The following is a 14516-nucleotide window of genomic DNA, read 5'->3' as shown; positions in this document are numbered from 1 at the left end:
TCTCCCCCGACTAGTGGACCGGGCGTTCCTGTCCGGCCCAGTACCGGTCGCGCAGCTGCGCTTTCAGGATCTTGCCGGTTCCGCCCTTCGGCAGCGCGTCGAGGAACTCGACGGACTTCGGCATCATGAAACCGGCGAGCCGTTCCCGGCAATGCGCGAGGATGTCGGCCTCGCCGGCCGCCGCACCGGGCTTGAGCACGACGAGGGCCTTCGGGACCTCGCCCCATTTCTCGTCGGGGACCGGAATGACGGCGCATTCGAAGACCGCGGGGTGGGCGTAGAGCGCGTTCTCGATCTGAACGGAGGAGATGTTCTCGCCGCCGCTGATGATGATGTCCTTCTTGCGGTCGACGATGTTGACGTAGCCCTCCGAATCGATGTTGGCCATGTCGCCCGTGTGGAACCAGCCGTCGCGGATCGCGGCCGCGGTGGCCTGCGGGTCCTTGAAGTAGCCGTCCATCACGACGTTGCTGTGGGTGACGATCTCCCCGACGGCCTCACCGTCGGCCGGCACGTCGCGGCCGTTCTCGTCGACGACCCGAACCTCGACCCCCAGGATCGCGTAACCCGTCCGAGCCCGCCGCTCGAGCTGCCGCTCCGGCGATTCGTGTGACAGGTGCGCCTTGGGGCGCGCGAGCGTCAGGACCGGGCTGGTCTCGGTCAGCCCGTACCCGACAAACATCTCGCAGCCCAGTTTGTCGATGATTGCCTTGACCAGCGCGGGGGCGGGCGGCGCTCCGCCGCTCATCGCCAGCCGCAGGCTGCGCAAGTCGTACCGGCCGAGGTCCGGATGATTGACCAGCGCATTGAAGATGGCCGGGACGCCGCGAAGCTCCGTGACGTGCTCCTTCTGGATGAGGCGGAAGATTTCGACGGGGTCGATCTTGCGCAGCATGACGTGGGTGCCGCCGAGGGCGGTGATGGTGTGCGGCGCACCCCAGCCGTTCACGTGGAACATGGGCACGATGTGCAGCATCACCGATGCGTCCGTGTCGCCCTTGCCGATGATCGCGTACAGCGCGTGCAGGTAGAGCGACCGGTGGGTCAGCGCTACCCCCTTCGGGCGCCCGGTCGTGCCGCTCGTATAGAACAACTCGGCGATGCCGTGCTCGTCGACCTCGGGATCTTCCCGCATCGGCGTCGCGCGCGCGAGCAGCGCTTCGTACTCGTCTCCGAAGGCGGGGGGGCCGTCCGGCTCGACGGACACGAAGCGGCGCACGGTCTCGAGACCCGGGCGGATCGTCTCGACCATCGGCGTGAAGTCTTTATGAAAGAACAGCGCGCGGCTCTCGGCGTGGTTGAGGACGTACGTGATGTCGTTCGGATGCAGGCGGATGTTGATGGGGTTGAGGATCGCCCCCGCCTGCAAGACGCCGTAGTACGCCTCGAGCAGATGATGGGTGTTGTAGGTGAGAAACGAGACGACCTCGCCGGGCCGGACGCCCGCGTCGCGAATCGCCGCGGCGAGGCGCCGGGAGCGCTCGCCGAACTCGGCGTACGTGAAGCGCTTCTCGCCGTCGACCACCCCGACCTTGTTGCCGAAGAGCGTCTCCGCGCGGCGTCTGAACTCGAGCGGTGTAAGCGGAACGTTCATCGCCCGGCCCTCCCCTCGCTCCGTCGGCGGTCGCCGTCGATCACCGGCGGGTGGAGCGCGCCGGAAAGTCGCGCCGATCGCGGACTACGTCCCTCCCGTGCCCGCCTCGGCGTTCCGGCGGCGGTTCATTTCGCCGCGGCAGGTGCTACGTCTTGCCCTCTCGCGGCCTGGGTGGCGTCTGACGCGGGGCGCGGCGGGGTATACAGAATACAGTGCGTCGTCGACGCCGGGCCCCGTCGTTTACTGCCCGAATCGGGGGGCCCCGGGGCTTTGGTCGCGACGGCACGAAAGGGGGAAGAGGATGGCCGGCTGGTTGAAGTCGCTCCAGAAGCGCGAAATGTGCGAGGCGGCGAAGAACGTCATCATCGCGTGGTCGCTCGTCTGCGCCGTCGCGCTGATCGCCGGGCTGTCGGCGGCCGCGGATATGGACAACGTCGTGACCCGCGCGTTCGTGAAGGTGCTCACGATTGATTTCTGGGCGGTCGTCTGGGCGTATCCGGTGTTGGGACTGGGCATCATCGCCTTTGTCACGTCGCCCAGGGCGTCCGCGGTTACGAAGGCTCGCTGAGCGGAGCCGTGCTCTCCCGACCAACGGGCCGGGGCTTCCACCCGGCCCGTTGGTCCGTCGGTGGACAACCTACAGGTTCAAGGACGTGACTGGCGCCCCGTCAACGATGGCCGCAGAACGTGACTCGGCTGGGGTTGAAAAATCGAAAACGGCGTCCGCATAACCGTTACCTGGCAATAGATGCTCCGGGGTGCGGCGTCGAAATACCGGAGAAGCGCGGGACACTGCACCACGAGGCCATTCAGGCGGTACCAGTGACCGCCGTCACGCTCTTCCGCCCAGTTCAGCACGAACCGGTAGCCCGGCCATTGGAACGGGGCGGCGGCGAAGGCGATCATCAACCGTTGGGCAGACCGCGAGGCCGCCTGATCCCACACCTTCGCGATCGCGTCCGTTGACCCAAGAAGGACGGGTCTTGCGCGCAACCCTCTCACGGGGTCGTCGAAGACCCACGTGCCGCCCCACCGGTACGGTTTGATAACGTTCATCGCGCCCACCATGCCACGTCCCTCGTCGATCGCTGCTCTCCCCCCAACCAATGAGGGGCGACGAAACGACTCTCGTGGTTGCGGCCGACACCGGGCCGTTCCAGAGATGCGTCTGCGCTCCCTCTATCGAACGGAGGTCCGGCCCGCCTCGTAGGGCGGGTCCTTGTGCGTATCCTTCAATCCACCGCCCCAAGGGGGATCGCCGCCGCTCTCCCTAATTGACGGTAATCCTCCGCCGAATCTCCCCGCGCTGGAAGGCGTCGCAATTCGCTTGGAAGTCTAAACGGGCCGGAACCGGACCACAAGAGCATCGGGGCTTGATCCGAGGAGTCGTGTCGAGCGCAGTTCTTCGCGTGCGCGGGCTCCGGGCGACGGGTTGGAATGCCCCGGAGGCACGTCGACATGGCACCGTCTCGACAAATCCGGTCCGCGCTCAGAGCGATCGCCGCCGTAATCCTGCTCGTCATCGCCTCTGGGCCCGCGACGCCCGTACGCGTCTCCGCCGACAGCCCGAATGAAGTCTTCAGCATACCCGCTCCAACGATCGCCGTCCGCCCCAACGCGCGCCTGGAGGAGGCGGTCCTCCAGTGGCTCAACGACATGCGCGTGGGCCAGCATCTGCGCCCTCTGCAGGTAGACGTCATGCTCAGGGCGATCGCCCGAGCATATGGTCAGGAGATGTTCGAGCACGGCTATCTATCCCACGTCTCCCGGGACGGCCGTACGCTTGAGGACCGTTTGGGCGGCCGCGGACTTCGCTTCAACGTCGTCGGGGAGAACCTTGCCTACGCGCCCGACATTCGCGCCGCCGATCTCGCCCTGTGGCAAAGCGCGCCTCACCGGCGCAACATCATGTATCCCGCGTTCCGTGCCGTCGGCATCGCCGTGATCGACGGACGCGACGACGGCGTGATCGTTGTGGAGGATTTTTCGGACACTTCGCCCGCGGTCGAGACCGCAGGCCAAGCGTCAATCGCTGCCGGCGGCCGCGCCGGCGGTGGCCGCACCGGAGCGCCGAGACCGTAGCCGCAGACGGCGCAGCGCACGGCGGCCCCGGACACCGAGAACGCCCGCGGCGAGCCGGCGGGTACGGACTTCGAGCAGCGACGCGACCAGCCCAGGGTACACCCGGACAGTGTCCTTATCGAGCCAGCGCATCAGCGCCACCTGGAGAAGCGCCGCACTTGCCGTGTCGCCCCGAAGCAGTCGCCGCCGGATCAGCGCGCCCAAGTGGCGGTTGACGGCCGGGCCCCGGAGCGGCGCCAGCCGGTCGAGCGCCGCGGGGGCCACTGCCGCCCCCAAGAGCTCCGCCGCGGTGCCGAGCGTCGTGCGGAGGGCGGATCGCGCCCGGGGCGCGGTCACCGCCGCCTCCACCACCTGCCCCCAATCGACCGAGCAGCACCGCGTTACTTCCGCCATGTCCCGCAGGTACCGCAGTCGTGGCCGGCAACCCCACACGTGTTTTACGAAATGCGCCGCGAGCGCGACCAGCATGTCCGCCGGGCCAAGGAGAAGCACCGGCTCGCCCTCGACCGTGCCGGACAGTGCGCGACGGAGCATGCCGTCGCAGTTCAGGCCCAGGGAGACCGGCCCGGCGTCAAGACGCCAGTGAACGTCGACGGGGACCCGCCGCCATGAAGCATCCCAGTAGACCCGTTCGCCGACGTCGTCGACGGTGGCGGCGCGATCGGTCGTGTACCCCGCCTGGATCAGGACGCGTTCGGCGGCGCCGCGGTCCGATAACGGCACCAGCAGGTCGAGATCGTGGAACCCTCGCCCGCCTCCGGCGTAGACAAAACGGGACAACGCCGCGCCTTTGAGGAGTGCCGCGGCGACTCCGGCCCGACGAAAGCGCCGAAGCAGCGCGGCAAGCTGCACATACGCGGCGGCGGCGTGGGCCCGCGACCGAGCATCCGCGGCGGCCAGCGCACGACGCACCTCCTCGGGAACGACGGCACCGTATCGCTCGATCGTCGCGGCAAGGACCAGACTCGAGACCTGCTCGCGGGCGGCAAGCGCGGCGAAGCGATCCCATTCGCGCCGGAGCGGCGCCGCAGGCGCCCCGCCGTCCGGCCGGAGGAGCGCGACGAGGAGTTGTTCCGCCGCCGTCGGAACGCCGAGGCTCGGCGGACCCGACGCTTGTGCGCGACCGGACGGCGGGCCAGACCTCATCCGTACCCGCAGAGCGTACCGGAGCGCCGAGCTTCATCGTACGCCCAGCGGACGGCGAGCACGCCCGCCGGCACGGCGACAGCACACCAGACGAGCAGCGCGAGCGCAGGAGCCCGCAGGTCCGAAGGTCCGGCATTGCGCAGCGCGGCAAGCCTCAGACCGTGGAGCGCGTGCGTCAGAGGCAGGATCTCCGCGACGGCGCGCGCCCTCGGCGGCAAAACGTCGATCGGATACAGCAAGCCGCTGAGCAAGGCGCCCGCCGCCGCCGCGAGTCCGGTGAACGGTTCCGCGCGTCGAAAGAACAGCACGAATGCGGTGGAGAACAGGCCAAGTGCGCCGAACGCCGCCAGAGCGAGCACCGCCATCACGGCGACGCCGGGCAGGTTCACCTGCGACAGGTCGACGTGGAACAGCATCAACCCGAAGCCGAGGTACAGTAGGGTCTGCAGGGCCGCGACGGTCATGGGCCACACGCAGACGCTTGCCGCCAGGATCCATCTCGGAACAGGCAGCGTCAGCAGCGCGTCGAGCGTCCCGCCGATCTGCTCCTGCCGCGTCGCGGCGGCGCACGCGCCCATGGCGGACATGAGGAACCCGGAGCAGGCGACCCCGACGATCACGAACGCAAAATAGTCGCCGCCGTACGGCCGGAGGGACGGCGTGTCCCGGTGGACCAATCTGCCCACGTAGTAGAGCACCGGCGTCGCAAAGAGCACGGCCGAGGCCTGCCACGCCAGGCCCACGGCGGACGATCTGGCCAGTCGCCAGTCCCGCCGAACGCAGGCGACGATCTGATAGACCGGCCTCATCGCCGCAGCGCTACCGCCGACCGGTACTGGGATTCCAGACAGGCCGTCCCCGGCGCGACGTCGACGATCTCGCCGACGCCGCCGTTCACCAGAAAGGCGACACGGTGACACAGGCGCTGCGCTTCGTCAAGACTGTGGGTGGCCAGGACGACGGCGGCGCCGCCGCGGGCCAGGCGCGCCGTGAGCGCCAGCGCCCCCGATGCCGCAAGTGGGTCGAGGCTTCGGGTGGGTTCGTCCAGGAGCAGGGCGCGCGGCTCCCCGAGGAGCGCGCGAGCAATGCCGAGACGCTGGCGCAGACCGGCGGAGTACTCTGCGACGGGCCGCCGCCCCATGTGGCCGAGGTCCACCAGGTCCAGCACCTCATCCGCGCGGCACCGCGCCTTCCTGGGCGGCATGCCGAGCAGGCCGGCGAAGAACTCCAAATTCTCGCGTGCGCTCAGGCGCCAGTAGAACCCCCGGTCTTCCCCCGACGCCAAGCCCACAAGCCGCCGGACGCGCCCAGGCTCTCGGATCAGATCGGCGCCGCCGATTGTTGCGGTTCCTGTCGACGGCGGGAGCAGCGTGGCCAGCAGGCGCAGCAGGGTCGTCTTGCCGGCGCCGTTTGGTCCCATAATGCCAAAGATCTCACCCGGCGCCACGCTCAGCGTCACGCCCCGCAACGCCTGCACGGGCCGGCGCCGCACGCCCCAAAACCCGGCGCCGTAGGTCTTACCGAGATTCCGCGTCTCGATCATCTGCACCCATGTGGCTCAGCGCCGCCGCGAGGGCGGCCGGTCTCGTGGCCTGCAACTGGACGCAACGCGCCGTTCGCACGGCGCGGGCCCAGGCGCGAAATGCATCGTCGACGCGAACGCCGTACCGGAACGACGACGCCTGTTGCGCCAGGCGCAGCATCGCCGCGGCGCGGGATAGCTCCCGGAGTCGCGGCGGATCACCACGTTCCAGGAAGACCACCGTTCGCAGCGGAGCCGCGCGGGCCAACCGAATCGGCAGATGAAACCTGACGGCTCCCTGGGTGGCGACCTGCCTCCCCGGCGGTAATGGCCCGGCCGCGCGAGCGGTCCAGGGCTTGACGGCCATCGGCAGATGAAAGGCCAACACGGTGCCGGCCTCGGGATCGAGCAGGGCGACTTCGTCGGACAAATAGGCGGCGCCGCAGGTCAGCAGCGCCGACACGGTGGAGGTCTTCCCGGCGCCGCTGTCGCCCACGAGAAGCAGCGCGCCGTCGTGGATGGCGACGCTTCCGGCATGCACAAAGACAAGCCGGCGGAGCAGCATCGTCACTGTGGCGACGATCTGGCCCGTGAGGACTTCGAGCCACCGTTGCCGCGGAACGCGGATCGACCACAGTTCGTGTCCGGAGACCTCTCCCACCGCATGACTTCCGTCGGCGGCGATGGTCACGTGGAGTTGAGGCAACGCCTCGGCGTCGCACCGGAGGGACGCGAGAACCGCGTCCGCCGGGTCGGTCATCCATCGCGGCCCCTCCAGCATGGCAACACGGGCGTGCCCGGCCGGCGTTCCGCGTTCGTCCGCGGCTACTCCGTCCATTCGACTGCCGGACGAACCCACTGCCTGCCCACCCGCATAACCATCCCGGCGCGCTCGAGTTCGGCCAGCACCTCTTCAACGTCGCTCCAAGGCCTCGGGAGACGGAACGCTTCTGAAGTCTCGCGGCCGGCGTCCGCGGACGGCTCGGCGCACGATTCCCACACCGCGGCGGCGTGGGGCTCGAGACGAATCAGACGGCCCGTCTCACGGTCGTGAAACACCATCTCACCGTCCAAACGGGCGCCGAGGTAGCGGGCGACCGTCAACGGAGGGCCTCGGCCGAGCGAACCCTCCCCGGCGAGATGGGACCGCGAGACGCCGGCGCGGCGGCGACGGCGGTGAGATGTGCGAAGACGACGAGGCGAAACGCGGCGCTGTACGGCGGCGAGCAGGTGACCAACGCAAGTTCTGCGCGGGACCCGTTCAGTACGTCCGAATTGGAGGGACGCACGGTGATCTGCCGCTCCACCGCATAGGTGTACCGGCGGTGTTTGTACAGCAGAACGACCACATCCCCCGGCCCCAGTTCGCCGATACGGAAGAACGGCGCGCTGTACGTCGTACGATGCCCCGCGATCGCGACAACGTCCCCGGGGACTTTCACCCCAGATTCGGCCGGCGGGTCTGCGGGGTCCGACGTGCCGTCCACAAGACGACCGGCCGCGGCGACGCGGTCCGCGACCGGTGGAAAGGGCGTCCACGAGATATGGCCGACTCCATATGCGCGAAGATTGTCGACTGTGGCCCCGTTCGGCACATACCGCCGGACGCCGAGGCGCGGAATTTCGAGGACCAGGGAATCGCCTGCACGGTCGCCGGTGCCGTGCTCCCATGACGCCAGCGCCTTGTCCTGAATCTCAGCGGTCACGTAGCCGGTCAGCAGTATGCGCGAAATCGGCCACGCGATGAACGCCGCGCCCGCGATGAAGCAGACCGTTGACAACCCGGCCAGGACGCGGACCTCGACCGGCCGTCGTGCCCTCATCGATGCGAACGTCGTTTCCCCGCCGCGCGCCGCGACCGCTCCCGCAGGAATGCACCCAAGCCGATGAGCTCCAGGCCCACCAGCGCGGGGAGCCACAACTCCTCACCGGTGAAAGGCAAACGGGGACGACGGGGTGCCGTAGCCAGCCGCGGGCCGGACGAAAGCGTCGGCGGCTTAACCGGCGTGGGCCCTTTCGGCAACACGACAATACCGGGTCGCGTTGCGGGTACGGCGGTGGCAGCCGGGGGCACGCTAGGGGCCGCGGGAACGGAACGCGGAAGGGTGCTCGGACCGCTCCCCGGGACGGCAGCCGGGCCGCTCGGCGCCGTTGGGACAGGCGCGGCCGGTGTCGCGACGACCGGAGGCGCCGCGCCGGGCGCCCCGGGCTGCGCCGTCGGAGCCGATGGCGGCGCTCCTGCCAGCAACGGGGCAAACAAGAGTCCAATCAGCGGAAGAAGGAATGGAGCCGCGCTCCCGCCGCCGGTACCGCCCGTCGACCCTCCCGAAACGGGCGGCGGGACGGGGGAAAACGAGACGGCGCCGATGTGAAGCGACAGCGGTTGGACCGTAATGCCGTATCGAGACACCGCGGTTTCCCCTCACGCGCTCCTTCTATAGATTCTTGTACACACTATTTTGACGCGCGCGATGTGATTGTAAATACTACCTTTGGAGGAGTTTTCGAGGAGGAATCGCGCGCTACCGGACTGTAAGGCGCTCACATGTACGGGCATCGCAATGCATTTTATCCGCTCTTCAAGCATTGACAGCCAGGACCGCCCTCATCTATTCTGTAAGGTATGGCGACGGACCGGAAAGTAATCAGCGAGGCGGCGGCCATCCTCGGCCGGCTCGGGGGGCTCAAGGGCGGTCCGATCGGCGGCAAGATCGGAGGCCCGCGCGGTGGTCGGGTTCGGGCCGAGAGACTTTCTCCGGCACGTCGGAAGGCTATCGCCCGGAAGGCCGCTCAAGCGCGATGGGCGCGTGAGCAGACCAAGAAAACTTCAAACTAAGGGGGTGACGCGATGCTGGTATTCCTCCTGCTGATGGGCGCGATTATTCTAGCAGCGACCGGCCATCTGATCCTGCGGTAGGCGTCTCCGAGCGATAGAAGCGTCGCGCTGGCGTTGCGCGGCCGGCCGGCGAGTTGCGGGGTCGGACAGCTTGGCGGGGCATGTTCGCCCAGGCCGCTCGGCACTACCTACTGAGGGGACTCGACGCTGGCTTCGCCGCCATTGTCGCCCTCGGCTGAGACGACAGCGGTAACGAAGACCTCGCAGACCCCTGCACAAACCTCAGTAAAATCTGGTCGGGGCGGCCCGATTCGAACGGGCGACCTTCTGCTCCCAAAGCAGACGCGCTACCAAGCTGCGCCACGCCCCGGCCGGCCAAATCGTAACACATTCAAGGGTTCGGCGCGCGACCCGGTGAACCGCGCTCTATGCCTCCGGCCACATCCGGCGACGGCCTGGCCACCCTCGCCGACGACTTCTTGAAATCGCTCTACGAGACCCATCCCACGCTCGCCGCCTCTCTCGGTCTTCACGAATACGACGGCCGCGTGCCGGGCTTCAGCGAGCGCGCCCGCGCCGAGCGGGCGTCTACCCTGCGCGCCCAGGCGGCGCGCGCAGCCGCGGTGCCCGAGGGCGGCCTCACCCGGGACGAGCGGCACGACCTGACGCTTTTGCAAGTGGCGATCGAGGAAGAGATGTTCGAGCTGGAATCGCTGCGCGAACCGGAACGCAACCCGATCGCCTACAGCAGTGCGATCGACGTGAGCAACTACGTGAAGCGCAACTACGCGCCGTTCGAGCGCCGGCTGGCCGCGCTCACCGAACACGTCCGCCAGATTCCCGACGTGCTCCGCGCCGCGCGTGCGACCCTCCGCGTTCCCCTGCCGCGGTCGTTCGTCGACACGGCGCTCGACGTGTACGGCGGAGCGGTCGCCTACCACGAGGGCGACCTGCCGGCCGCGGTGCGGGCCGGAGGCGCCCCCGAGGCGCGGTCCGCGTTCGAGCGGGCGAACGGCGCCGCGCTGGCGGCGCTGCGGGGATTCGTCCAGTACCTCACTGACGAGGCCCGGCCGCGGGCCACGGACGAGTTCGCGATCGGTGAAGAGCGGTTCCGAACAATGCTGCGCACCGGCGAGATGGTGGAGCTCGATCTCGACCGCCTCCTCGAGATCGGACGGCAGGATCTCGCCGAGAATACGCAGCGGCTGCGCGCCGCCTGCGAGGTCGCCGCGCCGGGCCTCGCCGTCCGCGACGCGATCCGCCGCCAGGCGGCGGATCACCCGGCGCCCGACCGCTTGATCGACGAAGCGGCGCGCGTGCTGGATGAGCTGCGGGCGTTCGTGACCACCGCCGGCATCGTCACCATCCCGTCGGACGTCCCGGCGCGAGTGGAAGCCACCCCGCCCTTTCTGCGGTGGGCGTTTGCGATGATGGACACCGCCGGGCCGTTCGAGCCGTCGTCAGAATCGTTTTACTACGTCACGCCGCCTGAGCCCGGGTGGACGGCGGCGCAAACGGAAGAGTGGCTCACGAAGTTCGACTACGCGACCCTGCGCGACGTCGGCATTCACGAGGTCTACCCGGGCCACTACGTGCACTTTCTTCACGTGCGCGGCATCGGCCGGCCCCTCCGCCAAGTGCTGACGAGCTACGCCTTCGTCGAGGGCTGGGCGCATGACTGTGAACAACTCATGCTCGAGCAGGGCTTCCGGCCCGACGACCTGCCGCTCCGCATCGCGCAGTTGTCCGAAGCGCTGCTGCGTGATGTCCGATTCATCGTGGCGATCGAGATGCATACACGCGGCATGCGCGTCGAGGACGCGGCCAAGATGTTCGTCGATCACGCGTATCTGGAACAGCTCCCGGCCGAGAAGGAAGCGGTCCGCGGCACCTTTGATCCAGGCTATCTCAACTACACGCTGGGGAAGCTGATGCTGCGGCGGCTTCGGGAGGACGTCCGGGCCCGCGAGGACGCGCGCTTCACGCTCCGCGGGTTCAACGACGCGCTGCTCGCGCTCGGCGCGCCGCCCGTGCCGCTCGCCAGACGGACGCTCCTGGGCGAGGACGTGCACCGGCCCCTGTAAGGCGCCGGCTAGGTTCCGGCCGGCTTTCCCGGACCGCCGTCCGCCGGTGGGGTCCCGCCGGGCGTTTGACCGGCCGCGCGCTGCGCTTTGATCGCGTCCGCCTTCGCCTTGGCCGCGGCGATGCGGTCCTCGCGGCTCATCTCCGCACCCGGCGCAGCCGGAGCGGGAGCGCCGGGGCCGCCGGGCGGCGCGGGGGGCGCCGCTGGTTTCGCGCCTGCCGGCGCGGTTGGTGCCGCGGGCTTCGGGGCGGCCGGCGGCGGCGCCGGCTTCTCGCCGAGAAACTCGACTCGGAGATACTGCTCAACCGCGCGGCGGATCCGCTCGAGCTGGTCGGTCTTCCCCGCGCGCGCGTCCGCCACCCACGCCTTGTCGACGCGGTACGTCACGAGGCGCGACCCCAGTGTGAAATGCACGAGAAAATGGTCCATCGAATCCTGGAGCACGACGATGTTGACGCCCAGCTTGAGCGAGTTCGCGATGCGGAAAACTTCACCGTACACCCATTCCTGTGCTTCGGTGCGGGGCGACGACGGGAGGGTCTCTGCGACCGACCGCCCTGCGAGGGGGTCAGCCGGCCGCAGTCGTGCTTTTCCCCGCGCCACCCACTGCTTGTGAATTTTGTCGAGCAGTTCGTCCTTGACGTCCGCCAGCGCCACGACGATCGACACGATCCAGATGAAAAAGACCGCGAACGCAAGCGACCAATACGTGAGGAACTTGCTCAACGCATCCCTCCTCCCTGACGGGGAACCCGCACGACGGCGATGCCCGCGCCTTCCGCGGGCCGGTGCCGCGTCCGCGGGGGCGGAGTCCTATTTGGCGTCGGCGCGCGAGCGCTCCTGCCCGGCCGCGATCACGCGCGCGACGGCTGTGCGGGCGGCCCGCAGCGCACGGGCGCGGTGGCTGATGCTGTTTTTCACTTCGGCCGGGACCTCCGCCATCGTGCGGCCGTCCCCGGCGATCTCGAAGATCGGATCGTACCCGAAGCCGCCGCCGCCGCGCGGTCGCTCGGCGATCGCGCCCTCGCACACGCCTTCGAACGTCTCGACACGGCCGTCCGGAGTCGCCACGGCCACGACGGCGCGGTAGCGCGCGGTGCGCCGTTCCGGTGGAAGTCCGGTCAGCCGCTCCAGGACGTACGCGTTGCGGGCGGCGTCGGTGGCGCTCCGACCGAGGAGACGGGCCGAGCGCGCCCCCGGCCCCCCGCCAAGAGCATCGATCTCCACTCCAGAGTCGTCGGCGAGCGCCGGCAGCCCCGTCGCGCGCGCGGCCGTCAGGGCCTTACTCGCCGCGTTCTCCGCGTACGTGTCGGCCTCTTCCGGAAGCTCCCCGACGTCCGGCCAATCCTCGAGGCCCGAAAGGCGCGCCCCGAGGTCCTCGTAGACGGCCGCGATCTCGCGTACCTTGCCCGCGTTGCGGGTCGCGAGTACGAGCCGCGGCGCGGTCACAACCCCGTGAGGACGTCGGCCAGCGCCTCGCGCTGCTTTACGATGAGGGTCACGATGCCGCGCTCCGCAAGCTGCATGAGCGACGCGGCCTCCGCCTTCGTGAACGGCCCGCCTTCGCCGGTGCCCTGCAGCTCCACGAACTTGCCGGACTCGGTCATGACAACGTTCATGTCCACACGGGCGCGCGAGTCTTCTTCGTAGGACAAATCGAGCACCGGCGTGCCGTCGACGATGCCGACGCTCGTGGCCGCGAGAAACTCGCGCACCGGCACCCGCTGCAGCGCCCCGGTTTTTCGGAGCAGCGTGAGCGCGTCGATGAGGGCGACGAACGCGCCGGTGATCGCCGCCGTGCGCGTGCCGCCGTCCGCCTGGAGGACGTCGCAGTCGAGCGTCACGGTCCGCTCGCCGAGCTTCTGCAACTCGATCACGGAGCGCAGGGACCGGCCGATCAGGCGCTGGATTTCGTGCACACGGCCGCCCGGGCGGTCGCCGCGGGGCGTTCGTTCCAGAGTCGACCGCGGCAGCATTCCGTATTCCGCGGTGACCCAGCCCTGGCCGCTGCCGCGCAGAAACGGCGGCACGCGCTCCTCGACGGAAGCCGTGCAGAGGACGCGCGTGTCGCCGAGCTGCACGAGCACCGAGCCTTCGGCGAACTTGGTGTACCGTCGGGTGAGCGTGAGGGCGCGGAGCTGATCCGGCGGGCGGCCGTCGCGGCGTGCTGCCATAAGCGTTCGGGTTCGCGCAGCCGACGGAGCCCTCCTCCGGCGCCCGCGCCTACGGCGGTCCGGTTCCCCTTCACGGGGGGCTAGGGCGCCGTGCCCCCCGATGCGCGCAGGTACTTGGCGATCGCGCGGGCGATCGCGTCGGCAATCCGGCGCTGCACGGCGGAGTCGCCGAGCATCGTCTCTTCCGTCGGGTTGGTGATAAACGCGGTCTCGACGAGCACGGACGGCATCGGGGTGTTGACCAGCACGTAGAAGTCCGCCGTGCGGATGCCGCGGTCGGGTTCGCCGAGCGCCTGCGTCACCTCGGACTGCACGACGCGGGCCAGCGCCTGACTCTCCGACGTCTGGTAGTACGTCTCGGTGCCGGCGGCCCCCACGCTGCGGCTGGCGTTGGCGTGAATGCTCACGAACACCACGCCGCCGTCGCGCTGCGCGAGATCGGGCCGCTCCTCGAGAGGGACGGTCGTGTCGCCGCTCCGGGTCAGAACGGAGGCGATGCCCTGTCCCGCCAGGGCGTCGTGGACCAGCCGCGAGATCGCGAGCGCGACGTCGGCCTCGCGCAGGCCCGAAGGCCCGACCGCTCCCCCATCGCTGCCGCCGTGGCCCGGGTCGATGATGACCGCCGAACCGCGGGCCAGGCGGCGCCCTGGGTTGCCCAGGGTGACGATGAGCGTGCGGCCGGCGTCGGCGACGGCCGCACTGTACGGCATCTTCTGGTTAAGGTGCACCAGCACCCGCGTGAGGTTGGGCTTCAGCTGAAACTGCGAGACGACGATGTTGCGGACCGTCTCGCTGTCGACCTCGATATCGTGCCGCCGGGCGAGGTAGACGCCGCCCGTGATGTCGATCGCCAAGCGCTCGGGGTAGACGAACTCGTGCACCGAGAACGTCACCTTCTGCGAGGCCTGGATAACAATGCGGCCGGCCTGTCCCTGATCGTCGTACGCGACGGTCTGGACGTGAAAGGCGCCGGGCCGGTCCGTGAACTCCGGCAGCGGCGGCAGTGCGAGCGGCTCGGGCGCCGTGCCCGAGGCGTCCGGCGGAACGGCGGATGGCGCGGCGACCGGAGGTGCGGCGGG

Annotated in this window: 15 protein-coding genes and 1 tRNA gene; 3 read left to right on the top strand and 13 right to left on the bottom strand. The window is 69.3% G+C overall.

Going from position 1 to position 14516, the window contains the following annotated elements:
• Nucleotides 1-10: 10 nt before the first annotated feature.
• Nucleotides 11-1594, bottom strand: coding sequence for a fatty acid--CoA ligase (locus VFL28_10660; GenBank protein ID HET7265120.1), 1584 nt, complete (start codon nt 1592-1594; stop codon nt 11-13).
• Nucleotides 1595-1895: 301 nt separating this feature from the next.
• Here VFL28_10660 and VFL28_10655 point away from each other — a divergent pair, with 301 nt between their 5' ends.
• Complete coding sequence (locus VFL28_10655; protein ID HET7265119.1) at nt 1896-2162, top strand: hypothetical protein; 267 nt, start codon at nt 1896-1898, stop codon at nt 2160-2162.
• Between the two features lie 77 nt (nt 2163-2239).
• Here VFL28_10655 and VFL28_10650 read toward each other — a convergent pair whose 3' ends face one another.
• On the bottom strand, nt 2240-2662 hold the full coding sequence (locus VFL28_10650) for a hypothetical protein (protein ID HET7265118.1): 423 nt from the start codon (nt 2660-2662) through the stop codon (nt 2240-2242).
• A gap of 390 nt (nt 2663-3052) precedes the next feature.
• On the opposite strand from VFL28_10650, the gene VFL28_10645 reads away from it, so the two are divergent.
• Complete coding sequence (locus tag VFL28_10645; GenBank protein ID HET7265117.1) at nt 3053-3676, top strand: CAP domain-containing protein; 624 nt, start codon at nt 3053-3055, stop codon at nt 3674-3676.
• Here the strand turns inward: VFL28_10645 and VFL28_10640 are convergent.
• From VFL28_10640 to VFL28_10610, 7 genes are all read right to left on the bottom strand, one after another.
• A complete protein-coding gene (locus tag VFL28_10640; GenBank protein ID HET7265116.1) occupies nt 3620-4822 on the bottom strand; it encodes a nucleotidyltransferase family protein in 1203 nt (400 codons plus the stop codon). The genes VFL28_10645 and VFL28_10640 overlap by 57 nt on opposite strands.
• Nucleotides 4819-5631, bottom strand: a complete 813-nt coding sequence (locus tag VFL28_10635) for an ABC transporter permease (GenBank protein HET7265115.1) — start codon at nt 5629-5631, stop codon at nt 4819-4821. Before VFL28_10635 ends, VFL28_10640 begins: the two co-directional genes overlap by 4 nt.
• Nucleotides 5628-6365, bottom strand: coding sequence for an ABC transporter ATP-binding protein (locus VFL28_10630; GenBank protein HET7265114.1), 738 nt, complete (start codon nt 6363-6365; stop codon nt 5628-5630). Before VFL28_10630 ends, VFL28_10635 begins: the two co-directional genes overlap by 4 nt.
• The gene (locus VFL28_10625; GenBank protein ID HET7265113.1) at nt 6340-7104 is read right to left on the bottom strand and encodes a hypothetical protein; all 765 of its coding nucleotides are present in this window, start codon (nt 7102-7104) and stop codon (nt 6340-6342) included. The genes VFL28_10630 and VFL28_10625 overlap by 26 nt, the downstream gene beginning before the upstream one ends.
• Nucleotides 7105-7169: 65 nt before the next feature.
• Nucleotides 7170-7448, bottom strand: coding sequence for a PqqD family peptide modification chaperone (locus VFL28_10620; GenBank protein HET7265112.1), 279 nt, complete (start codon nt 7446-7448; stop codon nt 7170-7172).
• Nucleotides 7445-8167: a class E sortase gene (locus tag VFL28_10615; GenBank protein ID HET7265111.1), complete on the bottom strand. Its 723-nt coding sequence runs from the start codon at nt 8165-8167 to the stop codon at nt 7445-7447. Before VFL28_10615 ends, VFL28_10620 begins: the two co-directional genes overlap by 4 nt.
• Nucleotides 8168-9473: 1306 nt before the next feature.
• A tRNA-Pro gene (locus VFL28_10610) sits at nt 9474-9550 on the bottom strand.
• Between the two features lie 58 nt (nt 9551-9608).
• Between VFL28_10610 and VFL28_10605 the strand changes: the two genes are divergently transcribed.
• The gene (locus VFL28_10605) at nt 9609-11264 is read left to right on the top strand and encodes a DUF885 domain-containing protein (GenBank protein ID HET7265110.1); all 1656 of its coding nucleotides are present in this window, start codon (nt 9609-9611) and stop codon (nt 11262-11264) included.
• 8 nt (nt 11265-11272) lie between these two features.
• Here the strand turns inward: VFL28_10605 and VFL28_10600 are convergent, their stop codons facing one another.
• The 4 genes from VFL28_10600 to VFL28_10585 form a co-directional block, all read right to left on the bottom strand.
• Nucleotides 11273-11989 carry a hypothetical protein gene (locus VFL28_10600; protein HET7265109.1) on the bottom strand — a complete coding sequence of 239 codons (717 nt, stop codon included), beginning with the start codon at nt 11987-11989 and terminating at the stop codon, nt 11273-11275.
• Nucleotides 11990-12076: 87 nt separating this feature from the next.
• On the bottom strand, nt 12077-12712 hold the full coding sequence (gene rdgB / locus VFL28_10595; GenBank protein ID HET7265108.1) for an RdgB/HAM1 family non-canonical purine NTP pyrophosphatase: 636 nt from the start codon (nt 12710-12712) through the stop codon (nt 12077-12079).
• On the bottom strand, nt 12709-13437 hold the full coding sequence (gene rph / locus VFL28_10590) for a ribonuclease PH (protein HET7265107.1): 729 nt from the start codon (nt 13435-13437) through the stop codon (nt 12709-12711). The genes rdgB and rph overlap by 4 nt, the downstream gene beginning before the upstream one ends.
• An 80-nt stretch (nt 13438-13517) precedes the next feature.
• On the bottom strand, nt 13518-14516 hold a 999-nt coding region (locus VFL28_10585; GenBank protein ID HET7265106.1), incomplete at its 5' end, for an N-acetylmuramoyl-L-alanine amidase.

This window comes from bacterium (assembly GCA_035691305.1).
Classification (GTDB): domain Bacteria; phylum Sysuimicrobiota; class Sysuimicrobiia; order Sysuimicrobiales; family Segetimicrobiaceae; genus DASSJF01.
The sequence above is the reverse complement of the archived record's forward strand: the minus strand, read 5'-3'. Positions and strand labels throughout refer to the sequence as shown.